Origin of the sequence: Bradyrhizobium diazoefficiens, from assembly GCF_016616885.1 — a bacterium.
Lineage (GTDB): Bacteria > Pseudomonadota > Alphaproteobacteria > Rhizobiales > Xanthobacteraceae > Bradyrhizobium > Bradyrhizobium diazoefficiens_F.
This window is the reverse complement of sequence record NZ_CP067102.1, coordinates 1,279,973-1,303,400: the sequence shown is the minus strand read 5'-3', so window position 1 is coordinate 1,303,400 and position 23,428 is coordinate 1,279,973. Positions and strand designations below refer to the sequence as shown.

Annotated in this window: 26 protein-coding genes; 13 read left to right on the top strand and 13 right to left on the bottom strand. The window is 63.9% G+C overall.

Annotated elements, in window-relative coordinates:
• Positions 1-19: 19 nt before the first annotated feature.
• From JJC00_RS06065 to urtA, 9 genes are all read right to left on the bottom strand, one after another.
• Positions 20-559, bottom strand: a complete 540-nt coding sequence (locus JJC00_RS06065; protein ID WP_200471813.1) for an HD domain-containing protein — start codon at positions 557-559, stop codon at positions 20-22.
• Positions 560-616: 57 nt separating this feature from the next.
• Complete coding sequence (locus JJC00_RS06060) at positions 617-922, bottom strand: urease subunit beta (RefSeq protein ID WP_092227079.1); 306 nt, start codon at positions 920-922, stop codon at positions 617-619.
• Between the two features lie 110 nt (positions 923-1,032).
• The gene (locus JJC00_RS06055; protein WP_200471812.1) at positions 1,033-1,335 is read right to left on the bottom strand and encodes an urease subunit gamma; all 303 of its coding nucleotides are present in this window, start codon (positions 1,333-1,335) and stop codon (positions 1,033-1,035) included.
• 40 nt (positions 1,336-1,375) lie between these two features.
• Complete coding sequence (locus JJC00_RS06050) at positions 1,376-2,218, bottom strand: urease accessory protein UreD (protein WP_200471811.1); 843 nt, start codon at positions 2,216-2,218, stop codon at positions 1,376-1,378.
• 53 nt (positions 2,219-2,271) lie between these two features.
• Positions 2,272-2,967, bottom strand: coding sequence for an urea ABC transporter ATP-binding subunit UrtE (urtE, locus tag JJC00_RS06045; RefSeq protein WP_200471810.1), 696 nt, complete (start codon positions 2,965-2,967; stop codon positions 2,272-2,274).
• Between the two features lie 3 nt (positions 2,968-2,970).
• The gene (gene urtD, locus JJC00_RS06040) at positions 2,971-3,732 is read right to left on the bottom strand and encodes an urea ABC transporter ATP-binding protein UrtD (RefSeq protein WP_200471809.1); all 762 of its coding nucleotides are present in this window, start codon (positions 3,730-3,732) and stop codon (positions 2,971-2,973) included.
• Positions 3,729-4,907, bottom strand: a complete 1,179-nt coding sequence (urtC, locus tag JJC00_RS06035) for an urea ABC transporter permease subunit UrtC (protein ID WP_200471808.1) — start codon at positions 4,905-4,907, stop codon at positions 3,729-3,731. The genes urtD and urtC overlap by 4 nt, the downstream gene beginning before the upstream one ends.
• A complete protein-coding gene (gene urtB, locus JJC00_RS06030) occupies positions 4,904-6,514 on the bottom strand; it encodes an urea ABC transporter permease subunit UrtB (RefSeq protein ID WP_200471807.1) in 1,611 nt (536 codons plus the stop codon). The genes urtC and urtB overlap by 4 nt, the downstream gene beginning before the upstream one ends.
• Before the next feature lie 82 nt (positions 6,515-6,596).
• Positions 6,597-7,919 (bottom strand): urea ABC transporter substrate-binding protein, encoded by a 1,323-nt coding sequence (gene urtA, locus JJC00_RS06025; protein ID WP_200471806.1) that lies wholly within the window; start codon positions 7,917-7,919, stop codon positions 6,597-6,599.
• 523 nt (positions 7,920-8,442) lie between these two features.
• On the opposite strand from urtA, the gene JJC00_RS06020 reads away from it, so the two are divergent.
• The 3 genes from JJC00_RS06020 (at position 8,443) to JJC00_RS06010 (ending at position 10,789) form a co-directional block, all read left to right on the top strand.
• Complete coding sequence (locus JJC00_RS06020; RefSeq protein WP_200471805.1) at positions 8,443-9,999, top strand: DEAD/DEAH box helicase; 1,557 nt, start codon at positions 8,443-8,445, stop codon at positions 9,997-9,999.
• Between the two features lie 23 nt (positions 10,000-10,022).
• A complete protein-coding gene (gene infA, locus JJC00_RS06015; RefSeq protein ID WP_008131890.1) occupies positions 10,023-10,310 on the top strand; it encodes a translation initiation factor IF-1 in 288 nt (95 codons plus the stop codon).
• Positions 10,311-10,576: 266 nt separating this feature from the next.
• Entirely contained in the window at positions 10,577-10,789 is a 213-nt protein-coding gene (locus JJC00_RS06010; protein WP_148776819.1) for a cold-shock protein, read from the top strand.
• Positions 10,790-10,976: 187 nt separating this feature from the next.
• Here the strand turns inward: JJC00_RS06010 and JJC00_RS06005 are convergent, their stop codons facing one another.
• Positions 10,977-11,474: a pilus assembly protein N-terminal domain-containing protein gene (locus JJC00_RS06005; protein WP_200471804.1), complete on the bottom strand. Its 498-nt coding sequence runs from the start codon at positions 11,472-11,474 to the stop codon at positions 10,977-10,979.
• Positions 11,475-11,633: 159 nt separating this feature from the next.
• Positions 11,634-12,461 (bottom strand): sterol desaturase family protein, encoded by an 828-nt coding sequence (locus JJC00_RS06000; protein ID WP_200473989.1) that lies wholly within the window; start codon positions 12,459-12,461, stop codon positions 11,634-11,636.
• Positions 12,462-12,718: 257 nt separating this feature from the next.
• Here JJC00_RS06000 and JJC00_RS05995 point away from each other — a divergent pair, with 257 nt between their 5' ends.
• The 10 genes from JJC00_RS05995 to JJC00_RS05950 all read left to right on the top strand — a co-directional run bounded on the left by JJC00_RS05995 (position 12,719) and on the right by JJC00_RS05950 (position 21,640).
• Positions 12,719-12,883, top strand: coding sequence for a Flp family type IVb pilin (locus JJC00_RS05995; RefSeq protein ID WP_200471803.1), 165 nt, complete (start codon positions 12,719-12,721; stop codon positions 12,881-12,883).
• 70 nt (positions 12,884-12,953) lie between these two features.
• Positions 12,954-13,100 carry a hypothetical protein gene (locus JJC00_RS05990; protein ID WP_200471802.1) on the top strand — a complete coding sequence of 49 codons (147 nt, stop codon included), beginning with the start codon at positions 12,954-12,956 and terminating at the stop codon, positions 13,098-13,100.
• Between the two features lie 124 nt (positions 13,101-13,224).
• Complete coding sequence (locus tag JJC00_RS05985) at positions 13,225-13,749, top strand: A24 family peptidase (RefSeq protein ID WP_200471801.1); 525 nt, start codon at positions 13,225-13,227, stop codon at positions 13,747-13,749.
• Positions 13,750-13,875: 126 nt separating this feature from the next.
• The gene (gene cpaB / locus JJC00_RS05980) at positions 13,876-14,673 is read left to right on the top strand and encodes a Flp pilus assembly protein CpaB (RefSeq protein WP_200471800.1); all 798 of its coding nucleotides are present in this window, start codon (positions 13,876-13,878) and stop codon (positions 14,671-14,673) included.
• Positions 14,674-14,684: 11 nt separating this feature from the next.
• Positions 14,685-16,160, top strand: coding sequence for a type II and III secretion system protein family protein (locus JJC00_RS05975; protein ID WP_200473988.1), 1,476 nt, complete (start codon positions 14,685-14,687; stop codon positions 16,158-16,160).
• A 20-nt stretch (positions 16,161-16,180) separates the two neighbouring features.
• Entirely contained in the window at positions 16,181-16,915 is a 735-nt protein-coding gene (locus tag JJC00_RS05970) for a CpaD family pilus assembly protein (protein ID WP_200471799.1), read from the top strand.
• Positions 16,912-18,177, top strand: coding sequence for an AAA family ATPase (locus tag JJC00_RS05965; RefSeq protein WP_200471798.1), 1,266 nt, complete (start codon positions 16,912-16,914; stop codon positions 18,175-18,177). Before JJC00_RS05970 ends, JJC00_RS05965 begins: the two co-directional genes overlap by 4 nt.
• Positions 18,178-18,198: 21 nt before the next feature.
• Positions 18,199-19,662 carry a CpaF family protein gene (locus JJC00_RS05960; protein WP_200471797.1) on the top strand — a complete coding sequence of 488 codons (1,464 nt, stop codon included), beginning with the start codon at positions 18,199-18,201 and terminating at the stop codon, positions 19,660-19,662.
• 16 nt (positions 19,663-19,678) lie between these two features.
• Complete coding sequence (locus JJC00_RS05955; RefSeq protein WP_200471796.1) at positions 19,679-20,656, top strand: type II secretion system F family protein; 978 nt, start codon at positions 19,679-19,681, stop codon at positions 20,654-20,656.
• Between the two features lie 9 nt (positions 20,657-20,665).
• Complete coding sequence (locus tag JJC00_RS05950; protein WP_200471795.1) at positions 20,666-21,640, top strand: type II secretion system F family protein; 975 nt, start codon at positions 20,666-20,668, stop codon at positions 21,638-21,640.
• 63 nt (positions 21,641-21,703) lie between these two features.
• On the opposite strand, the gene JJC00_RS05945 is transcribed toward JJC00_RS05950, so the two are convergent.
• Entirely contained in the window at positions 21,704-22,516 is an 813-nt protein-coding gene (locus tag JJC00_RS05945; RefSeq protein ID WP_200471794.1) for a tetratricopeptide repeat protein, read from the bottom strand.
• A gap of 544 nt (positions 22,517-23,060) precedes the next feature.
• Positions 23,061-23,264 carry a hypothetical protein gene (locus tag JJC00_RS05940; protein WP_200471793.1) on the bottom strand — a complete coding sequence of 68 codons (204 nt, stop codon included), beginning with the start codon at positions 23,262-23,264 and terminating at the stop codon, positions 23,061-23,063.
• Between the last annotated feature and the right edge of the window lie 164 nt (positions 23,265-23,428).

The following is a 23,428-nucleotide window of genomic DNA, read 5'->3' as shown; positions in this document are numbered from 1 at the left end:
CCCCCAATTCCCCACATCATCAAAACAGGCGTTTCGCCGCCTTCACCGTCTCATCGAATATCGAGTCCAGCCTGGCATTGGCGCCTCGGCAGCCCGCCACGACATGCTCCGCCCAGATCGCATAGGCGCCGAGATCGTTGCGCTGCACATCGCTCGGGTTCGGCACGATGCGCGCGCGGATGTTGCTGACCTTGTCGGCGATCTTGATGAGCTTGGCGCCCGGCGATTTATGCGGGGCGTCCTCGATCTGCTTCTGTCGTCGTTCCGTCTGAGACAGGTTCATATCATCGGTGCATTCGACGACGAGAGAGGCGACACGATCGGAAAATTTCTGCGCGAGCTCCTCACGCGTGGTGCCGGTGTCCTCGATCGTGTCGTGCAGCCAGCCGGCCGCGACCAGCTCGGCATCGGCGCCATCGGTCGCATCGGCGAGCAGGTTCGCGACTTCGGCCAGATGATTGATGTAGGGCTCCTCGCCCCGGCCCTTGCGCGCCATGCCGTTGTGGCGGCGCGCGGCGAGCTCGGCGGCTTCGGAAACGAGGCGGATCGGTGACAGCATGGCAAGAACCTCCGTTTTCGCCTCAACCCTGCCAGGCTTTGCTCGTTCCTGTGGAGTTCACAGCTTCCCCATGACGTCGCCACGGAAACCGTAAATGGTCTTCTTGCCGGCGAGCGCGACCAGTTGGACGTCGCGGGTCTGGCCGGGTTCGAAGCGGACGGCGGTGCCGGCGGCGATGTCGAGGCGCATGCCGCGGGACTTCTTGCGGTCGAACTTCAGCGCCGGATTGGTCTCGAAGAAATGGTAGTGCGAGCCGACCTGAATCGGGCGGTCGCCGGTGTTGGCCACCGTCAGCGTCACGGTCTTGCGGCCGGCATTGAGCTCGATCTCGCCGTCCTGGATGAAGAGTTCGCCGGGGATCATTCTATCCTCCTCGTCATTCCGGGGCTCGCGCAGCGAGAACCCGGAATCTCGAAACCAAAACCACTGGATTCCGTGTTCACCCTTCGGCGCCCCGGAATGACGAATTCAAACTACCTGATCGGTTCGTGCACGGTGACGAGCTTGGTGCCATCGGGGAACGTCGCCTCGACCTGTATGTCGTGGATCATCTCGGGGATGCCCGGCATCACCTGGTCGCGGGTCAGCACCTGCGCGCCGGATTGCATCAGCTCGGCGACGGTGCGGCCGTCGCGCGCACCCTCAAGGATGAAATCGGAGATGATCGCGATCGCCTCGGGATGGTTGAGCTTGACGCCGCGGTCGAGCCTGCGGCCCGCCACGATCGCCGCCATCGAGATCAGAAGCTTGTCCTTTTCGCGGGGAGACAGGTTCATGCGAAATCTCTTCCGTTCAACACTTCAATTCAGCCAGCCATCAATTCAGCCAGAGTCGCGGCAAGGCCGCGCCTGTGCGCGCCAGCACGGCCATCATGTCGGCGCGCAAACGCGCCGCATCTTGGGCACAGAACCGCGCCATTGCAAAGCCATTCCAGGCCGAGATTCCGACCTCGCCCGCGAAAGATTCCGATGCCTCACGAATGCGCTCGACCAGCGCCCCATCGCCGGGCACGATCAGGGCCGTGCCGATCGCAGCACCCGCGTTGGCGACCGCCGCGCGCGCGAGTTTGGCGCCGATATTGCCGTCGAGCCTGATGGTCTCGGCAAAGACCAGCCTGCCGCCACGGCGCAACCGCCAGCGGTCGACGAATTCGCCCTGCTCCACGCGCTCGCCCATGGCGGTACGGCCGAACACGACGATTTCACAAAGCAGGAGCGAGGCGGCCTCGTCGAGTTCGATGTCGAAGCGGCGACGAACCCGGGCGCGATCAAACAGGATCGTCTCCTGGGGCAACCAGCCAAGATGCGCGCCAGCGGCAACCCTCAGGGAAATGTTGAGCTGCGCAGCCGCGCCCGGCGCGCGATAAACCTTTTCGGCGGCCGCCGTAGTCAGCGTCAGACGCGCAGCGTCGGCGGCCGAGATCTCGATGTCGAAGCGATCGCCGCCAGCGACGCCGCCGGCCGTGTTGACGAGCACGCCGGACAGGCCATCGTCCTCCGGCGAGGGAAACCGCACGCGGAGCGAGCCGGATTCATGCAAGGTACCACGCCGCGTCACGCCGTCGCGGGCGTGCACGTCGAAGCGCACCACGCCGCGGGCGCGATTGGCTTCGAACACCGAAGATGTCGCCAAAGATGTGACCAAGGCGTCGCTGCGCATCCGTCTCCTCCAGCCGGCCGCGGCAGGATTTTTTGAGCCTACAATTTCCCGGCTTACAGCGCCATCTGGCGGCTGATCTCGCTGGCGTCGAGATTGGAGCGGTCGCAGGTGAACTTCACCGCACCGCGATCCATCACCGCGAAACTGTCGCCGAGCTCGCAGGCAAAGTCGAGATATTGTTCGACCAGCACGATCGCGATGTTGCCGAGGTTGCGCAGGTAAGAGATGGCACGGCCGATGTCCTTGATGATCGAGGGCTGGATGCCCTCGGTCGGCTCGTCGAGCAATAGCAGCTTCGGCCGCATCACCAGCGCACGCCCGATCGCAAGCTGTTGCTGCTGGCCGCCGGAGAGATCGCCGCCGCGCCGGCCGAGCATGGACTCCAGCACCGGAAACAGCGAGAACACGTCGTCCGGGATATGCTTGTCCTCGCGCTTGAGCGGGCCGAAGCCGGTCTTGAGGTTCTCCTCGACCGTCAGAAGCGGAAAGATCTCGCGGCCCTGCGGCACGAAGCCGATGCCCTTGCGCGCCCGCTCATAGGGCTTGAGGCTCGTGATGTCGCTGCCGTCGAACACGATCGCGCCCGAGGAGATTGGATACTGTCCGACCATGGCGCGCAACAGCGAGGTCTTGCCGACGCCGTTACGCCCGAGCACGCACGTCACCTTGCCCGGCTCGGCCGCGATCGACACGCCGCGCAGCGCCTGGGCCGCACCGTAGAACAGGTTGATGTCCTTGACCTCAAGCATCGCTCAGCGCCCCAGATAGACTTCGATGACCCGCTCGTTGGACGAGACCTGGTCGATGGTTCCCTCCGCAAGCACGGTGCCTTCATGCAGGCAGGTGACCTTGACCCCGAGCTCGCGCACGAACGTCATGTCGTGCTCGACCACCATGACCGTATGGGTCTTGTTGATCTCCTTGAGCAGCTCGGCGGTGAGATGCGTCTCGACGTCGGTCATGCCTGCGACCGGCTCGTCGACGAGGAGCAGTTTTGGGTCCTGCGCCAGCAGCATGCCGATCTCGAGCCATTGCTTCTGGCCGTGGCTGAGGCTGCCGGCGAGGCGGTTGCGGGCCTCGGTGAGGCGGATCGTCTCCAGCACCTTGTCGATGCGATCCGACTCCGCCGTGCTGCCGCGCCAGAACAGTGTGCCCCTGACGCTGTGATCGACATTGAGCGCGAGCAGGAGGTTGTCCTGCACGGTCTGGCTTTCGAACACCGTCGGCTTCTGGAATTTGCGGCCGATGCCGAGCTCGGCGATGCGGGTCTCGTCCAGCCGCGTCAAATCGGTGACGCCGTCGAACAGTACGGTGCCCTCGTCCGGCTTGGTCTTGCCTGTGATGATGTCCATCATCGTGGTCTTGCCGGCGCCGTTCGGGCCGATGATGGCGCGCATCTCGCCGGGTTCGAGCGTCAACGACAGATTGTTGATGGCGTGGAAGCCGTCGAACGAGACGTGCACGCCGTCGAGATAGAGCATTGCGGAGGTCGCACGGGTATCCATGACGTTCATGACCGCTTCTCCGCCATATCAGGTTCGGTGACGCCGTCTTCGGCCGCCGCACTCGCGTGGGCCTGCGCAGGACGCGTCTCTTTCGACGCTTCCCGCCAGGCATTGAAGGTACCGACGATGCCCTTCGGCAGCAGCAGCGTCACCAGGATGAACATCGCGCCCAGCATGAACAGCCAGTAAGGTGCGAGCGCGCCGGAGGTGAAGAACGTCTTGGCGTAATTGACGACGACGGCGCCGAGCGCCGCGCCGATCAACGTGCCGCGTCCGCCGACCGCGACCCAGATCACCGCCTCGATCGAATTGCCCGGCGCGAATTCGCTGGGGTTAATGATGCCGACCTGCGGCACATAGAGCGCGCCAGCCACGCCCGCCATGCAGGCCGACAGCGTGAACACGAACAGCTTGTAGGATTCGACGCGGTAGCCGAGGAAGCGGCTGCGCGATTCCGCATCCCGGATCGCGATCAGCACCTTGCCGAGCTTGGAGGACACGACGGAGCGGCAAATCAGGAAGCTGAGGATCAGCGCCAGACAGCTCAGCGCGAACAGCGCGGCACGCGTGCCCTCGGCCTGGACGTTGAAGCCCAGAATGTCCTTGAAGTCCGTCAGGCCGTTGTTGCCGCCGAAGCCGAAATCGTTGCGGAAGAAGGCGAGCAGCAGCGCATAGGTCATCGCCTGCGTGATGATCGACAGGTAAACGCCGGTGACGCGGGAGCGGAACGCAAGCCAGCCGAAGCAGAAGGCAAGCAGGCCGGGCACAAACAACACCATCAGCGCCGCGAACCAGAACATGTCGAAGCCGTGCCAGTACCACGGCAGTTTCGAGTAGTTCAGGAACACCATGAAGTCGGGCAGGATCGGATTGCCGTAGACGCCGCGGCTGCCGATCTGCCGCATCAAATACATGCCCATGGCATAGCCGCCGAGCGCGAAGAAGGCGCCGTGGCCGAGCGAGAGGATGCCGCAATAGCCCCAGATCAGATCGATCGACAGCGCGAGGATGGCGTAGCAGACATATTTGCCCCACAGCGCGACCAGATAGGTCGGCACTTGCAGGAACGAGCCCGCCGGCAGCAGCAGGTTGGAGAGCGGGATGAGGATGCCGCAGGCAGCAACGATCGCGAGGAAGATCGCCGCGCCGCGGTCCAGCGATCGCGTCAGCATGTGAAGGGTCATGCTTCCACCGCACGGCCCTTGAGCGCGAACAGGCCGCGCGGCCGCTTTTGAATGAACAGGATGATCAGAACCAGGATCGCGATCTTGCCGAGCACGGCGCCGGCGACCGGCTCCAGGAACTTGTTGGCGATGCCGAGCGTGAAGGCGCCGACCAGCGTGCCCCAGAGATTGCCGACCCCGCCGAATACCACGACCATGAAGCTGTCGATGATGTAGCTCTGGCCAAGATTGGGGCTGACATTGTCGATCTGCGACAGCGCCACGCCGGCGATGCCGGCGATGCCGGAGCCGAGCCCGAAGGTCAGCGCGTCGACGCGCGAGGTGGCGATGCCCATCGAGGCCGCCATGCGACGGTTCTGCGTCACCGCGCGCATCTCGAGACCAAGCGCGGTATAGCGCAGCATCGCGAGGAGGATCATGAACACCGCGAGCGTGAAGACGAGGATCCAGAGCCGGTTATAGGTGATGGTGATCTGGCCGAGATCGAACGCGCCGCTCATCCAGGAGGGGTTGCCGACCTCGCGGTTGGTCGGGCCGAACATGGTGCGCACCGCCTGCTGCAGCACCAGCGACAGGCCCCAGGTCGCAAGCAGCGTCTCCAGCGGCCGACCGTAGAGGAAGCGGATGATGCTGCGCTCGATCAGCACGCCGATGGCGCCGGCGACGAGGAAGGCGAGCGGCACGGCGATCAGCAGCGAATAGTCGAACAGGGCGGGGTAGCGGGTGCGGATCACCTCCTGCACCACGAAGGTGGTGTAGGCCCCGATCATCACCATCTCGCCATGGGCCATGTTGATCACGCCCATCACGCCGAAGGTGATGGCGAGCCCGATCGCGGCGAGCAGCAGCACCGAGCCGAGCGACAGGCCGTACCAGGCATTCTGCACCGTGGACCAGACTGCGAGCGAGCTCTGGATCGAGCTGATCGCGCTCGCCGCCGCCTTCGTGACGGAGGCCGGCTGGTCGGTGCCGATGTCGGACAACAGCGCCAGCGCCTCCTGATCGCCGCGCGCCTTGATGGTGGCGACGGCCTCGAGCTTCTGCACCTCCGTGGCGTCGGACTTGAACAGCAGGATGGCCGCGCGGGCGTCGCCGAGCGCGGCTTTGACCGATCTGTTGGTTTCCTTGGCGAGCGCGCTTTCGACGGGCTCGAGCGCGGTCTCCTCATGCGACTTGAAGACGGACTGCGCGGCCTGGAGCCGCGCGCCCAGATCGGGCGACTGCAGCGTCAGGCTGCCGATCGCGGCGTCGACGCTGCGGCGCAGGCGGTTGTTGAGGCGGACGGCGCTGGCGCTGTCGGGCACGCTGGCCACGGGCTCGCCGGTCGCGGCGTCGATGGATTTGCCGTCGGTGCCGGTGACGTAAACTTTTTTGCTGTCCGGATCGGCCATGAGACGGCCGTCCTGGAGCGCGTTGATGATGGGAAAGGCAAGCTTGTTGCCGCTGCTTGCGACCGCGCTGATCGCTTCGTCCGTATCGGAATAATCGTCGTTGGCAAATTTGGCGACCGCATCCTCGAACGGACCGGCAAAGGCCGGCAGCGCGAACGCGATCAGGAACAGCGAGAGCACAAAGGTAGAGAGACGAGCGGATAGATTGGTTGGCACTGTGGATCACCCCGGCAGAAGTGGGGAGAAGACGGCGGAATAGCCGTCTTCTCCCATTGTGCAGTCGAACGTCAGATCCGGATCAGGAGCCGGAGCCGAGGCACTTGTTGGTCTTGGTGTTGAAGTTGCCGCACTTCTTGCCGACCCAATCGCCGATCAGGTCCTTGGAGCCGTCGAGCTCCTTCGACCAGGCGTCGCCAGCGACGAGACCCGGGGTCTTCCAGACCACGTCGAACTGGCCGTTGCCCTTGATCTCGCCGATGAACACCGGCTTGGTGATGTGGTGGTTCGGCAGCATCTTCGACACGCCACCGGTCAGGTTCGGCGCCTCGATGCCGGGAAGCGCATCGATCACCTTGTCCGGATCGGTCGACTTCACCTTCTCGACGGCCTTGATCCACATGTTGAAGCCGATCACGTGGGCTTCCATCGGGTCGTTGGTCGTACGCTTCGGGTTCTTGGTGTAGGCCTGCCAGTCCTTGATGAACTTCTCGTTCGCCGGGGTCTTGATCGACTCGAAGTAGTTCCAGGCGGCGAGATGGCCGACCAGCGGCTTGGTGTCGATGCCGGCGAGCTCTTCCTCACCCACCGAGAACGCGACCACCGGGATGTCCTTCGCCTTGATGCCCTGGTTGCCGAGCTCCTTGTAGAAGGGGACGTTGGCGTCGCCGTTGATGGTCGAGACCACCGCGGTCTTCTTGCCGGCCGACCCGAACTTCTTGATGTCGGCCACGATCGTCTGCCAGTCGGAGTGACCGAACGGCGTGTAGTTGATCATGATGTCTTCCTGGGCGACACCCTTCGACTTCAGGTAGGCCTCCAGGATCTTGTTGGTAGTGCGCGGATAGACGTAGTCGGTGCCCGCGAGCACCCAGCGCTTCACCTTCTCGTCCTTCATCAGATAGTCGACGGCCGGGATCGCCTGCTGGTTCGGCGCGGCACCAGTGTAGAACACGTTGCGCTCGGACTCTTCGCCCTCGTACTGCACGGGGTAGAACAGGATGTTGTTGAGCTCCTTGAACACCGGCAGCACCGACTTGCGCGACACCGAGGTCCAGCAGCCGAACACGACCGAGACCTTGTCCTTGGTGATCAGCTCGCGCGCCTTCTCGGCGAACAGCGGCCAGTTCGAGGCGGGGTCGACGACGACGGCCTCGAGCTTCTTGCCGAGCACGCCGCCCTTCTTGTTCTGTTCGTCGATCAGGAAAAGGATGGTGTCCTTCAGCGTGGTTTCGCTGATGGCCATGGTACCGGAGAGGGAGTGCAGGACGCCGACCTTGATGGTGTCGTCCGCGGCTTTGGCACCGGAAATGGACGCCAGACCGAGCATCAGTCCGGTGGTCGCGGCGAGAACGCCGCGGCGGCTAAATGACGCCGCTATATCGTGAATGGATTTGGTAGGCATGGATGTATCATCTCCCTGACGCAGACGTGAAAAACGCTGCGAAACGGCCCCACGGCCGCCTGCGATTAACGGAATCGCAAGAACCATGCCATGGGCTGAGCACCTGCCAAGTGATTGGTCAGTCTAGACAATTCTGCCGCAATCGAAGTTTAGTCGGAGCCTTCCTGCTCAAAACTTGGGCGAATAAAATGGTTGCTTATGCGGCAGCCAGTTTATTTTTTGAGCAAAATGCCGCCGATGGCTAAAATTCCGGCATAACTATTTTTGCACCGCAATCGACGCCAGGTGAACGCCTGCCTTGAAAGCGCCGCGTCAATGTTCCATATGACTGTGGAGATCGCTTGCGAATCGAGCGGTCGTTGCGAGCCGCGTGTTCTTAAGCCCTCTACGGGCGTCTGGCTTGCCCCATATCTCCCAAGCCATCCGACACCCCAAACACGCAGGTGTCTTCACGACACCCCTTTGCGCGTGCCCCGCTAACTGCGCCGGGCGCCCGCTTTTGACATATGAAAAGAGCCCTCTTTTGACTTCCTTTCAGGACTTCGGCCTTGCCGAACCCATCGCGCGTGCCCTCACCGAAGAGAATTACGTCACCCCCACCCCCATTCAGGCCCAGACGATTCCCACGGCGCTGACCGGCCGCGACGTCGTCGGCATCGCCCAGACCGGCACCGGCAAGACCGCGTCCTTCGCGCTGCCGATCCTGCATCGCCTGCTGGAGAACCGTATCAAGCCGCAGCCCAAGACCTGCCGCGTGCTGGTGCTGTCGCCCACGCGCGAACTTTCGGGACAAATCCTCGACAGCTTCAACGCCTATGGGCGCCACATCCGCCTATCCTCGACGCTCGCCATCGGCGGCGTGCCGATGGGCCGCCAGGTCCGTGCCCTGATGCCGGGCGTTGACGTGCTGGTTGCCACCCCCGGCCGCCTGCTCGACCTCGTGCAGAGCAACGGGCTGAAGCTTGGCAGCGTCGAATTCCTCGTGCTCGACGAGGCCGACCGCATGCTCGACATGGGGTTCATCAACGACATCCGCAAAATCGTCGCCAAGCTGCCAATCAAGCGGCAGACGCTGTTCTTCTCGGCCACCATGCCGAAGGACATCGCCGAGCTCGCCGATGCCATGCTGCGTGACCCCGCCCGCGTCGCGGTGACTCCGGTCTCCTCGACCGCCGAACGCATCAACCAGCGCATCATCCAGGTCGATTTTTCGGCCAAGCCCGCCTTCCTGACCAAGCTCCTGAAGGACGAGCCGATCAACCGCGCGCTGGTGTTCACCCGCACCAAGCACGGCGCCGACAAGGTCGTGAAGACGCTGGAGAGGGCCGGCATCGCCGCCAGTGCCATCCATGGCAACAAGTCGCAGAACCATCGTGAGCGCACGCTCGCCCAGTTCCGCTCCGGCGAGATCCGCACCCTGGTCGCCACCGACATCGCTGCCCGCGGCATCGACGTCGACGGCATCAGCCACGTCATCAATTTCGACCTGCCCAACGTGCCAGAGACCTATGTGCACCGCATCGGCCGCACCGCGCGCGCCGGCGCCGACGGCACCGCGATCTCGCTGGTCGCAGGCGGCGAGGAGCTCAGTTATCTCCGCGACATCGAGCGGCTGATCAAGGTGGCGCTGCCGCGCGAGGACCTCCGCACCGATGCCGGCCGCCGCGATGCGGGCGCTCCCCCGCAGCAGCAACGGCAGGGCCGGCCGGGCGGCCGCCCGGGCCAGCGTCCGCAAGGCGCACGGCACAATGACGGACGGCGTAGCGACGAAAGGCATGGCGATGGACGCCACCACAGCGCCGGCAAGCAGGGCGACGGACGGTCCGGTGAAGGCCGGCATAGCGAGGCGCGGCATGCTGACGGACGGCGTGTCGAGGGGAGGCCCGCTAATGGCCCGAAGGCCTCGAAGGGATCTCGCAATCGTCGCGCCGGTGGAAAGATGCAGTCTTCGCAAACCGACCGCCCGGAACAGCGTTCAGCGCATAGCGCGGGGACGCCTGATGGGATACAAGGCGTGGCCTTTTTGCGCCGTGAGAGTCGGCCGAACGGCCACCCGAACCGCAAACCCCATTCGCACTAGCCGTCCACGACCTGGAGAAATTCATGGCTAAGGAAGAGCTGATCCAGTTCGAAGGACTGGTCACCGAAATCCTCCCCGACGCGCGCTACCGCGTGCAGCTCGACGCCGGGCACGAGATCGTCGCCTACACCGCCGGCAAGATGAAGAAGAACCGCATCAAGACGCTGGCGGGAGACCGCGTGACGGTGGAGATGTCGCCCTACGACCTCGAAAAGGGCCGGCTGATTTTCCGCCACAAGGACGAACGTCCCAGCGGAGTGGGCGGGCCTCCTCGTCCCGGGCAGCGCGGCGGCCAGTTCCGCCGCCGCTAAGCGGGCCATCCACGCGCGAGCGCGGAAGTAAAATGCCGACCTGTATGCTGATCCGCCTGGGCATCACGGCGGATCAAAAAATCGTGCGCGTCAGGATTGTTTTGCGGCCTTATTTCCAATAAAATCGGTTAATCGATTTTCGGCCGGACGATATTAGCATCCACCGGTACAGCCGGTTCAGACACGCTGACGACCCTTCCAGAAATTCGATCTAACCCGCCTGCGAAAGTGGGCTTCGACACTGCATATCTGAGAAGGACTACCCCGTGAGCATGGGAACCGTGAAGTGGTTTAACGCGACCAAGGGCTTTGGCTTCATCCAGCCCGACGATGGCGGCAAGGACGTGTTCGTTCACATCAGCGCGGTCGAGCGTGCGGGCCTCGGCTCGCTGCGCGAAGGCCAGAAGATCTCCTACGAGATCGTCGCCGATCGCCGCTCCGGCAAGTCGGCTGCCGACAACCTCCGCGACGCAGGCTGATTTCCAGCGCGAGCGCACCGACAACGAAAAAGGCCGTGCGGGATGCACGGCCTTTTTTATGCGGTATCGACGAGCTCGCCCGCTAGGCCAGCCACAGACGACAACGCCGCGCGGGACTGGATGGTCCCGCCCCTCGGCCTCTCGGCTGCCAGTTCGTCTTGCTAGTTCGTCTTGCTAGTTCGTCTTGCTAGTTCGTCTTGGCAGCCGCGCCGCCGCTGCCACTGGCACTGCTGCTCAGCGAGCCGGCCTGACTCATCGTGGTGCTGAAGTAGTTGTCGCTGTCGCCGAGCGTGACGCGGCGCTGGCAGATCGGCAGGCAGCTATAGGATTCCCGCTCGATCCCGCGATAGACGGTGACGAGCCGGTCGCTTGGGCCTTCGACCTGGATCTGCCGATCGACCAGGATCTCGCCGCCACGGTCGAGCGCGATGAAGTTGGTGGCGCCGTAACCCTTTCCGGTCACGACGATCATCCCGCCGGGCTGCAGCGTCACGTCGGCGATCAGGGGATTCCCGACCACGATCGTTGCCACCTTGCCGGGCAGCCGCACGAGCTTGGCCTGGTCGACATTGACCGCGATAGTATCGGCGGTGGGCTCGGCAAGGCCGATGGCCGGCGAAGCCAGCATCGCAGCCGCAGCCAGGAGACAGATGCGCGCATGACGGCGCAGGAACTCTTTACGCATACTCTTACCCCGGGACGTCACAAACCGGCAGAATCGATCAGGAAGCGGAGCCGGCGCCCGACCCGGTTAACCTGCCTGTAATTCGTGAACGTTCCGCAAACTCGGCAGGTATTGTTTGAACGGACTGGCGTTTTTGTCGCCCCGGCGCTGGGTGCAATCCTATTGGCGGAACGGGTAAGCAAGCTGACCGCCGATCTCCTTCGGCATTGTCGCTTCGTCCTTGCCGTAATCCTGCGGCAGTTCGCCCTTCGGCATGCGGAAGGTCCCGAACAGCACATCCCAGATCGGGAAGGTGCCGGCAAAATTGGTGTCGCCGCCCTCCTCGAGCGAGGTGTGGTGCCAGCGGTGGAACACCGGCGTCGCCAGCACATATCTGAATGGCCCGAAGGTCCAGTTCAGATTGGCGTGCACGAAGGCCGAATGGAAGGTCGTGAACGGGCCGACCCAGATCATCACGTTCGGCGAAATGCCGGCCATCAGCAGCACGACGTCGACGCCGATGGTGCCGAGCATCAGATTGACCGGATGGAAGCGGGCCGCCGAGATCCAGCTGATCTCCTCGGAGGAATGATGGACCGCATGATACTTCCAGAACCCGCCGCCGTGAAACAACCGGTGCAGCCAGTACAGCATGAAGTCGGCCAGGACCAGGAACAGCACGCCCTGCACCCAGAGCGGCAGTTGCGACAGCGGGCCGTGGCCATTGTCGTAGAAGGCGATCAGCTCGTCGGCGTCGTGGATGTTGAAGACGATGCCCGCGGTGACGATCAGGAGTCCGATCCGCATGGTGCGGGCGAACACCGGCACGAAAAACCAGTAGCAGATGTCCGTCACGATCTCGCGCTTGCGCCACCACGACGGACCGGCATTGCAGGCCCAGAAATGCTCGAGCACGGTGAAGACCACTGCGAGCATGAGAGTGACAGGGATCACCTTCTGGACGGTATCGCCGAGCATCAGGGCGACCTGCATGGGTAGGCTCGACATCATCGCTTCTGTTCCAGTCTGCTGATCCCCCTTACGCCTACTCCGCGAAATTTAAGGGAGGATGAAGTTGACGGCGCATTCGGAGCTGGAATGAATTGAGACGGCCGCCTTAAGGCGAAATTCACTCTGGCCAAAAGCATCGCGCGAGGCGCGCGTTTGACCGATCGAATTAACTCTACCGAAAGAGCTCGGCTCACATCTTCGCCGTGTCAAGACAGCGCCGATCGAGGCGACCTCACCCAGATGGAGTTTAGTTCATGAAGAACCTGATTGCGCGTTTCGCGAAGGATGAATCCGGCGCCACCGCCATCGAATACGGTCTGATCGCCGCTGGCATCGCGCTGGCCATCATCGCCGTCGTCAACCAACTCGGCACCACGCTGAACGGCAAGTTCGCCTCGATCAGCACCTCGCTGAAGTAAGCCGACCGGCAGACGACGGCAAAAGCCCCGGATTTCCGGGGCCTTTGTTTTTTGGATAGTGCGAGTTCCAGTGGCGTTGCGTAAGCACAGAACCGATGCCGCGATTGCGGCGAACGAGGCGGACACAGCGCGAGGTGACGCGTCGGCCTATTGGGTCTGCCTCGCGCTGCTGCTTGCCATGGTCACGCTCGCGATGCGCATCGCCAGCATGTGGTGAGCCTTGCGGCGCCGGTCGCCGGCCCCGCGGCAGCTGCGATCGTTGTCGGTTTGTTTAGCACTGCCCGCTAGCATGCGCCGACGCCCCGATCCGGGCGACAGACCCAGGCCTCAAGACGCAGCCCATGATCCTCGACCTCGCGCGCCTTCTGCTCTTCCCGGCCCTGATGGCGTTCGCAGCCGCTAGCGATCTCTTCACCATGACGATCTCGAACCGCGTCTCGCTGGCGCTGGTGGTCGGTTTCTTCGTGCTCGCCTTTGCCGGTGGCATGGCACCTTACGAGATGCTGAGCCATGTCGGCGCCGGCGTGCTGCTCCTGGTCGCGGCTTTCACTTGCTTTGCGATGGGCTGGATGGGCGGCGGCGACGCCAAGGTCGCAGCCTCCGTGGCGCTCTGGTTCGGCTTCGCCCCATTGATGGACTTCCTGCTCTACGCATCGCTGTTCGGAGGCGCGCTGACCCTGCTCTTACTCCAGTTCAGGCAATGGCCGTTGCCTTACGGGCTTGCCGGCCAGGCCTGGCTGGCACGGCTCCACGACAAGCAGACCGGCATTCCCTACGGCATCGCGCTCGCACTTGGCGCATTGATGGTCTACCCCGAGACCGAATGGGTGAAAGCGATCGACCTCGCTCACCTCGCGCTGCGCTGAACGCCCGGATAAACCCTGCGTTAAGCCGATTTAGATACGCCTCATTAACCATGCTTTGACGAATAGCTGGTCAACTGCCGATTACGGCGGCGGCAACGTCGCGGCGTTCTGTGGAAAGTGAAGCGTATGAATAGGGCACGCATAGTCGTCCTGACGGTCGCCATCTGCGCCGGCGGCGTCGCCGCGTATCTGGCGAGCGGCTCGGACTCTGCGCCGCCTCCAATGGCTCCGGTCGCACAGCTTCCCACCACCGACGTACTGGTCGCCAAGAACGACATCGGGCTCGGCCAGACCGTGAAGCCGGAAGACGTGCAGTGGCAGACCTGGCCGACCGCGACCGCCAGCTCCACCTTCATCCGCCGCAGCGAACGCCCCGAGGGCGCGACTCAAGTCGTGGGCTCGATCGCGCGCGCCCCCTTCATCCAGGGTGAGCCGATCCGCGACCAGAAGCTGGTCAAGGCTGACGGGTCCGGCTTCATGGCCGCGATCCTGCCGAGCGGCATGCGCGCCATCTCCACCGAAATCTCGCCGGAGACCGGCGCGGGCGGCTTCATCCTGCCGAACGATCGCGTCGATGTGCTGCTGACGCGCCGCCTCAAGAACCCGGACCAGAGCGCCGGCGCCCAGGATATCGTCACGTCCGAGGTCATTCTGGTCAATGTCCGCGTGCTCGCCATCGACCAGGCGCCGAAGGAGAAGGACGGCCAGAACGCGGTGGTCGGCAAGACCGTGACGCTGGAACTCAATGCCGCACAAACCCAGCTGCTCTCTTCGTCCCGCCAGGCCGGAACGCTGTCGCTGGCGCTGCGCAGCATTGCCGACGTCAAGACCAGCGAGATCACGCTCGATGATTCCGCGCAGAAGCGCGATGGCGTTTCGATCATTCGCTACGGCATTCCAACCCAGGCGGCGAAGGCACGATGAGGGCAGTCGATATGAAATGCAGGCCAGGTCTGGCGACGATGCGGACCTCGATGGTTCGCGCCCTGTCGTTCTCGGCCGCTCTCGCGCTGACGCTCAACCCCACGCTGACGCCCGTGATTGCAGCAGATTACCGTCCCGCGGCGCCGGTTGCAGCCGACGGCCAGATGAATGCGCGCTTCCTGTCGCTCGGCGTCGGCAAGTCGATCGTGATCGACCTGCCGCGCGACATCAAAGATGTGCTGGTTGCCGATCCCAAGATCGCCAACGCGGTGGTCCGCTCGTCCCAGCGCGCCTACATCATCGGCGCCACAGTCGGCCAGACCAACATCGTGTTCTTCGATTCCGCCGGCCAGCAGATCGCGGCCTATGACATCGCGGTCAAGCGCGACCTCAACGGCGTGCGTGCGGCGCTGAAGCAGATCCTGCCCAATTCCGACATCCAGATCGACGGTCTCGGCGACGGCATCATCCTGACCGGGACTGCGGCCAACCCGCTCGAAGCGCAGCAGGCCAACGACCTCGCCGCACGCCTTGCGGGCGGCGCCGAAAAGGTGGTGAATTCGATCGTGGTCCGCGGCCGCGACCAGGTGATGCTGAAGGTGACGGTCGCCGAAGTCGCACGCAGCGTCATTAAGCAGCTCGGCATCGATCTCACCGCGAACCTGAACTACGGCACCTCGGTGGTGACCTTCAGCAACTCCAACCCGTTCACGGCGCTTGGCAAAAATCTCGTAGACGGCAACGCTCTGAACACCAAGTTCGGAGCGACGCCGTCGGTGCAGGCCACCCTGCGGGCGATGGAAACCGCAGGCGTGATCCGGACGCTGGCCGAGCCGAACCTGACCGCGATCTCCGGCGAGGCCGCGACCTTCATCGCCGGCGGCGAATTCCCGGTGCCGGCAGGTTATGCCTGCGATCCCACCACGCATGTCTGTACCACCCAGATCAGCTTCAAGAAGTTCGGTATCTCGCTCAACTTCACCCCCGTAGTGCTGACCGAAGGCAAGATCAGCCTGCACGTGATGACCGAGGTCTCGGAACTGTCGAACGAAAATGCGATCACGCTGTCGCAGGCCGTGACCTCGACCTCGGTCAACTCGCTGACAGTGCCGTCGATCAAGACCCGCCGCGCCGAAACCTCGCTGGAAATTCCCTCCGGCGGCGCGATGGCGATGGCCGGCCTGATCCAGCAGCAGACCAAGCAGGCGATCAGCGGATTGCCGGGGCTCATGCAGCTCCCGGTCCTCGGCAGCCTGTTTCGCAGCCGCGACTTCGTCAACAACACGACCGAGCTGGTCGTGATCGTGACGCCCTATGTCGTTCGCGCGGCGTCGCCAAAGGACCTGTCGCGGCCGGATGACGGCTTCGCGGCGCCCGCGGATCCGCAGGCCGAACTGATCGGCAACATCAATCGCATCTATGGCGTGCCGGGCCGGACCGAACCGGCAAAGAACTATCGCGGCACCTACGGCTTCATCACGGACTGATGGCGGAACGGGGACACAGTATGATCACAACACGACCCCAGACCCGCTACCGCGCCGCCGGCCTCGGTGGCGCGCTCATCGGTATCGCGCTCGCGCTCGGCGGCTGCCAGCACGACGAGGTGGCCACCGCTTCCATTCCCGACGATTACAAGCAGCGGCATCCGATCGCGATCGAGGAACAGAACCGTTCGATCGTCGTGTTCGTCGGTCACGCCCGCGGCGGCCTGACCGCCGCCCAGCGCGCCGACGTGATGGGCCTGGCCTCGACCTGGATGCACGAGGGCACCGGCGCCATCCACATCGACGTGCCGTCCGGAACGCCGAATGCGCGTCCGGCGGCGGAATCGATGCACGAGATTCAGGCGATGCTGGCGGCGGCGGGCGTTCCCCCGCGCGGCATCATCGTCCGTCCTTACCAGCCGGAAGACAAGCGCTTCCTGCCGCCGATCCGGCTGACCTATTCCAAGATCGCTGCGGTCGCAGGCCCCTGCGGCCTGTGGCCGGAGGATCTCGGCCCCTCGATAAAGAACAAGAGCTGGTTCGAGAACAAGGACTACTACAACTACGGCTGCGCCTATCAGCGCAATATCGCGGCCATGGTCGACAATCCGTCGGACCTCGAGCAGCCGCGGTCCGAAACTCCGGCCTACACGGTGCGCCGCACTGCCGCCTTCGAGAAGTATCGCAAGGGAACTCCGACGGCGGTTGCCTATCCCGAGGCCGATAGGGCCAAACTCAGCGAAACCGGCAAATGATCAACTACGCGCGCCAGATTCAAGAAGAGCAGCCGGAGGCCCCTGGGCCGGTCGAGGAGCATATTGCGCCCGCGCCGCGCGTCTCGGTTCAGGCCTTCTGCGAAACCGTGGAGACTGCGGCGGCCGTGCAATCGGCCGGCGAGGATCGCCGTCTCGGCAAGGCCCATCTGAAGATCCAGATGGGCGGCATGGCGGCTGCGATCGAAGCCTATCGCTCGGCGCCGACGCCGAACGTGATCGTGCTCGAGAGCGATGCCCGTACCGACTTGTTGGCCGGGCTCGACCAGCTCGCCACCGTGTGCGACGCCGGCACCCGGGTGGTCGTGATCGGCCGCATCAACGACGTCATGCTCTATCGCGAGCTGGTGCGCCGCGGCGTCAGCGACTACGTGCTCGCGCCTGTTGGTGCGATCGACGTCGTTCGCTCGATCTGCAACCTGTTCTCGGCGCCGGAAGCCAAGGCGGTCGGCCGCATCATTGCCGTGGTCGGCGCCAAGGGCGGCGTCGGCGCCTCCACCATCTCCCACAACGTCGCCTGGGCAATCGCGCGGGACCTCGCGATGGACGCCGTGGTCGCCGATCTCGACCTCGCCTTCGGCACCGCCGGTCTCGACTACAACCAGGATCCGCCGCAGGGCATCGCGGATGCCGTGTTCTCGCCCGATCGCGTCGATACCGCCTTCATCGATCGCCTGCTGTCGAAATGCACCGATCACCTCAGCCTGCTGGCGGCGCCGGCGACGCTCGACCGGGTCTATGATTTCGGCACCGACGCCTTCGACGCGGTGTTCGACACGCTGCGCGCGACCATGCCCTGCATCGTGCTCGACGTTCCCCATCAATGGTCGGGCTGGACCAAGCGCGCTTTGATCGGCGCCGACGACATCCTGATCGTGGCGGCGCCGGACCTCGCCAACCTGCGCAACACCAAAAACCTGTTCGATCTCCTGAAGGCTGCGCGTCCCAACGACCGCCCGCCGCTGTACTGTCTGAACCAGGTCGGCGTTCCCAAACGGCCGGAAATCGCGGCGGCGGAGTTCGCCAAGGCGATCGAGAGCCAGCCAGTCGTCTCGATCCCGTTCGAGCCGCAGATCTTCGGGTCGGCCGCCAACAACGGCCAGATGATCGCGGAGATCTCCGCCAACCACAAGTCGATCGAGATGTTCCTCCAGATCGCCCAGCGCCTGACCGGCCGAAGCGAGACGAAGAAACAAAAGTCGTCCTTGCTTTCACCGCTGATTGAGAAGTTGCGGGGAAAATAGGCCGCCGCATGGAGTTGTTAAGTGTTTGGTAAGCGTAGCGGAACAGACACCGACCTTCGGGCTCCCAAGCCCGGCGCCGTGTCGCCAGAGCCTGCCCAGGCTCAGGCGCCGACGGTGTCGCGCGCGCCGCCCCCGCCGGCCGTCGCCTCCCCGCCGCTCGCCCCCTCCCGGCCTGCGCCGGCCATGGAGACCCGCCGCTCGGACAATTATTACGAGGTCAAGGCGACCATCTTCGGCGCGCTGATCGAGGCCATTGACCTCGCCCAGCTTGCCAAGCTCGATTCCGAGTCCGCGCGCGAGGAAATCCGCGACATCGTCAACGAGATCATCGCGATCAAGAACATCGTGATGTCGATCGCCGAGCAGGAAGAACTGCTCGACGACATCTGCAACGACGTGCTCGGCTATGGTCCGCTCGAGCCGCTTCTGGCGCGCGACGACATCGCCGACATCATGGTAAACGGGGCCGGTACGGTCTTCATTGAAGTCGGTGGCAAGATCCAGCGGACCGGCATCCGCTTCCGCGATAACCAGCAACTCCTCAATATCTGCCAACGCATCGTCAGCCAGGTCGGCCGGCGCGTCGACGAATCCTCGCCGATCTGCGACGCGCGCCTCGCCGACGGCTCCCGCGTCAACGCCATCGTGCCGCCGCTGGCGATCGACGGCCCCGCGCTCACCATTCGCAAGTTCAAGAAGGACAAGCTGACGCTGGATCAGCTGGTCAAGTTCGGCGCGATCTCGCCCGAAGGCGCGGAGATCCTCCAGATCATCGGACGTGTCCGCTGCAACGTGCTGATCTCCGGCGGTACCGGTTCGGGCAAGACCACGCTGCTCAACTGTCTGACCAACTATATCGAGCACGACGAGCGCGTCATCACCTGCGAAGACGCCGCCGAACTTCAGCTCCAGCAGCCCCACGTGGTGCGGCTCGAAACCCGGCCGCCCAACATCGAGGGCGAAGGCCAGGTCACCATGCGCGAGCTGGTGCGCAACTGTCTGCGTATGCGTCCTGAACGCATCATCGTCGGCGAAGTCCGCGGCCCGGAGGCCTTCGACCTCCTCCAGGCCATGAACACCGGCCACGACGGCTCGATGGGAACGCTGCACGCCAACAATCCCCGCGAAGCGCTGTCACGCTGCGAATCCATGATCACGATGGGCGGCTTCTCGCTGCCCTCGCGCACCATTCGCGAAATGATCTGCGCCTCGATCGACGTCATCGTCCAGGCCGCGCGCCTGCGCGACGGTTCGCGCCGCATCACCCACATCACCGAGGTGATGGGCATGGAAGGCGATACCATCATTACCCAGGACATCTTCCTCTACGATCTGGTCGGCGAGGACGCCAACGGCAAGATCATCGGCAAGCACCGCTCGACCGGCATCGGCCGCCCGAAATTCTGGGAACGCGCCCGTTACTACGGCGAAGAGAAACGCCTTGCCGCTGCGCTCGACGCCGCGGAATCGACACCGAAGACGTGAGCAGGTCGGCGCAGCCATGAATATCCAGGTCCTCGCCCTCGCCTTCCTCGCCACCGCCGCCGTCGGCGGCCTGGCCTGGGTCTTCCTCTATCCGCTGTTGTCAGGCGAACGGAAGGCCGAGAACCGCCGCGCCTCGATCTCCCGCGCCGATGTGCCCGCGGCCAAGCAGTCCGAGAAGAGCCAGCGATCACGCCGTGAGCAGGTCGAGAGCTCGCTCAAGGATCTCGAGGCGAGGCGCTCGCAGGAGAAGAGCGTTCCGCTTCACATCCGCATTTCGCAGGCCGGGCTCGACTGGACGCCGCAGAAATTCTGGATCGCGTCCGCTGTCGTGGCGGGCGTATTTTTCTTTGGCGCCCTGTTCGGTGGTGGCGGCCTGATCGGCGCGGCCGGTCTCGCCTTTGCCGGCGGCCTCGGGCTGCCGCGCTGGGCGCTGGGCTTCCTGAAGAAGCGCCGCGAGAACAAATTCCTGGCGGCCTTGCCCGACGCCGTCGACGTCATCGTCCGCGGCATCAAGGCCGGCCTGCCGCTGTTCGAATCGATCAAGGTCGTCGCGGCCGACGCGCCGGAACCGCTGCGCAGCGAGTTCCTCGCCATCATCGAGACGCAGGCGATCGGCATGCCGCTTGGGGAGGCCTGCTCGCGTCTGTATGACCGCATGCCGCTGCCGGAGGCCAACTTCTTCGGCATCGTGATATCGATCCAGCAGAAGTCGGGCGGCAACCTCTCCGAAGCCCTGGGTAATCTCTCCAAGGTGCTGCGCGACCGCAAGAAGATGAAGGAAAAGATCCAGGCGATGTCGATGGAGGCCAAGGCCTCCGCCGGCATCATCGGCTCGTTGCCGCCGATCGTGATGTTCCTCGTCTATCTCACGACGCCCGACTACATCTCCCTGCTGTGGACCCATCCCACCGGCCAGCTCATGCTGGTCGGCTGCGTCGTCTGGATGTCAGTCGGCATCATGGTGATGAAGAAGATGATCAACTTCGATTTCTGATGGTGCCGTATGGTCGATTTCCTCGTCACGAAACTGCACGATCCCCATTTCATGACCATGCTGCTGGCGGCCATCGCGGCCAGCGCCACCGTCTATACGCTGGTGATGCCGCTGTTCGCCGGCGAAGGCCTGTCCAAGCGCATGAAGGCGGTCGCAAGCGAGCGCGAACGTATCCGGCAGCGTGAGCGCGAACGCCTCAACAAGAGCGAGAAGGTCTCGCTGCGCCAGACGCCCAAGCAACTCGTCTCCCGGGTGGTCGAGGACTTCAACCTCACCAAATGGCTGGCGCAGGAAGCCGCGCGCGACAAGCTGATCATGGCGGGCTATCGCGGCCAGGCGCCTTACATCACGTTCCTGTTCGCCCGCATGGTGGCCCCGATCGTGCTGTTCGCCGGTTCAGTCGTGTACGTGTTCCTGATCGCTCATATGGACCGCCCAATGCCGATCAAGATCGGCATCTGCGTCGGCGCGGCCTATCTCGGCCTGCAGGCGCCGATGATATTCCTGAAGAACGCGATCTCGAAGCGCCAGCTCTCGGTCAAGCGCGCCTTTCCCGACGCGCTCGACCTGCTGCTGATCTGTATTGAATCCGGCATGTCGGTGGAAATGGCGTTCCGCAAGGTCGCGACCGAGATCGTGGGCCAGTCGATCGCGCTGTCGGAGGAGTTCACGCTGACCACCGCAGAGCTGTCCTATCTGCAGGACCGCAAGGTGGCATACGAAAACCTGGCGAAGCGCACCGGGCTCGATGGCGTCAAATCGGTGTGTCTGGCGCTTCAGCAGGCGGAACGCTACGGCACCCCGCTCGGCCAATCCCTGCGCGTCATGGCGCAGGAAAACCGCGACATGCGCATGAACGAAGCCGAGAAGAAGGCCGCCGCACTGCCGCCGAAGCTGACGGTGCCGATGATCCTGTTCTTCCTGCCGGTGCTGTTCGTCGTCATTCTTGGACCGACCGGCATCAAGATCTCCGAGATGCACTGACGCCAGGGATCGCGGACCGCACGCGGTCCGCAGCCAATTTCGGGATCGGAAGATCGGGTTTGATCAGTCGGGCTGGCTGAGCGAGGCGACCGGGGTCCGCTTCGACGCGCCGCGCGGGGTTTCGTTGCGGTTCAGCATTTCCTTGAGATACGCGACGTTGGCCGCAGCCTGATCCGGCGGCAGATCCGCCTTCACGATGGTCTCGGCCTCGGCGAAGCGGCCTTGGAGGCCGACCACCAGGCCGAGATTCTGCCGCACCCGGGAGCTTGCACGCGGCGAAGCATAGGCTTGCCGCAGCGCCTCTTCCGACTTCGGCAGGTCCCTCGACAACATGTAGGACAGGCCGAGATTGGAGAGCACGCCGGGATCGCCTGGTGCGATCTTCAGTGCGCTCGCATAATAAGCGCGGGCCTCGTCGTGACGGCCCATCTGGTCAAGCGCAGTGCCCTGCACCGAGAGCAGCCGCCAGTCCGGATTATCGGGCGAATGCGCCTTCGACAGCACGTCGAAGGCCTGCTGGAAATTACCGTTGTCGGCGAGCGCGCGGCCGTATTGGGCAAGCAGCGGCTTGTTGCCGGGATTGGCGATGGTCGCCTGTTCGAGCACGGCGGCGGCCTGGGCGCGCTGGCCGTTGGCACGCAGGGCCTGGCCATAGGCCAGCGCCACGTCGGGATCCTTGGGGTTGGCGCGGTAGCGCTCGCTATAGGTCTCGATGGCGCGCGCCGGATCGGCCGGGGCGGCTTCCGCCTTCGGACCGATCGAGCCGGTAACGTCCGAGAGCTTTGACATTGCCGTGCAGCCGCCGAGGCTCGCGGCCGCCAGCGCGATCAGCGAGGCGGAGGCAAGAAGCCGGGCAGGACGGAACCATTGACGCATGACGCTTTGACTCTCGAGCCGATTGATCGAGCCGAACGCGCCAGCAATAGACTGTTAACCCTAATGGCCGGTTAACGCGGAGCGCCGCCGCCTTGTGGCGGCATCTCGCCGCCCAGGCCCAGATCGAGGCCGAGCAGCTTCACCTGGTCGTTCAGGTCCCGCCATCCGCTCGCGCAGTGCCCCGGCAAGGGCCTCGATCGTCGCAAGCAGCCGGCCTGACCCGTCCAGATGCAGGTCGGATATCTGCGCAATGACAAACGATCTACTCGTTTTGCGCCGCTCATTGCGAATGCTGCGTCGCCCAAACGATTGAGAAAAATGCCTTCGACGAAGGGTTCAGGCAGGTACCAAACCGGATCGGCATCAACCGAGATTTAGCAGCGCTCTTGCATCCAATGCGTGCACAGTCGCGCTGAACCACGTAAAAATATCCAACAATAATGCCACAACCGCAGCGCTAGTAAAGCCCTGCGGCAACGCTCCCGTGAACGACAGTTCTCAAGCAAGATACGTGATCAGTCCGCACATTGTTTCGCCGGCTGGATCAATATTCGATGGCGAGACGCTTGCGGATTTCGTCGATGCGTTTGTCGAGCGCATCGAACCGCGCATGAATCGAACGGTCATGGAGATAGAAGACGTAGCCGCCCGCGAGGAATGCGAAGACCCAGTGGTGATGCTCGACATAGCCAAAGACGGCCTCGATCGCCTGGCCGATGAATGTGATTACGCCCCACACAATTTCCATTGCTATTCCTCCCGGCACGCTTCGTCTTCGGTCACCGGCGTTCTCTGCGCAACCTGGCAACCGCTGCCGGAACCTAGCATGGCTGCTTCTCTGCGAGTAGCGGCTCACTGAGCGGTGACCGCAAAGCCGATTGCAGCCACCGCAAAACTCTGCGAAGTCTCCTC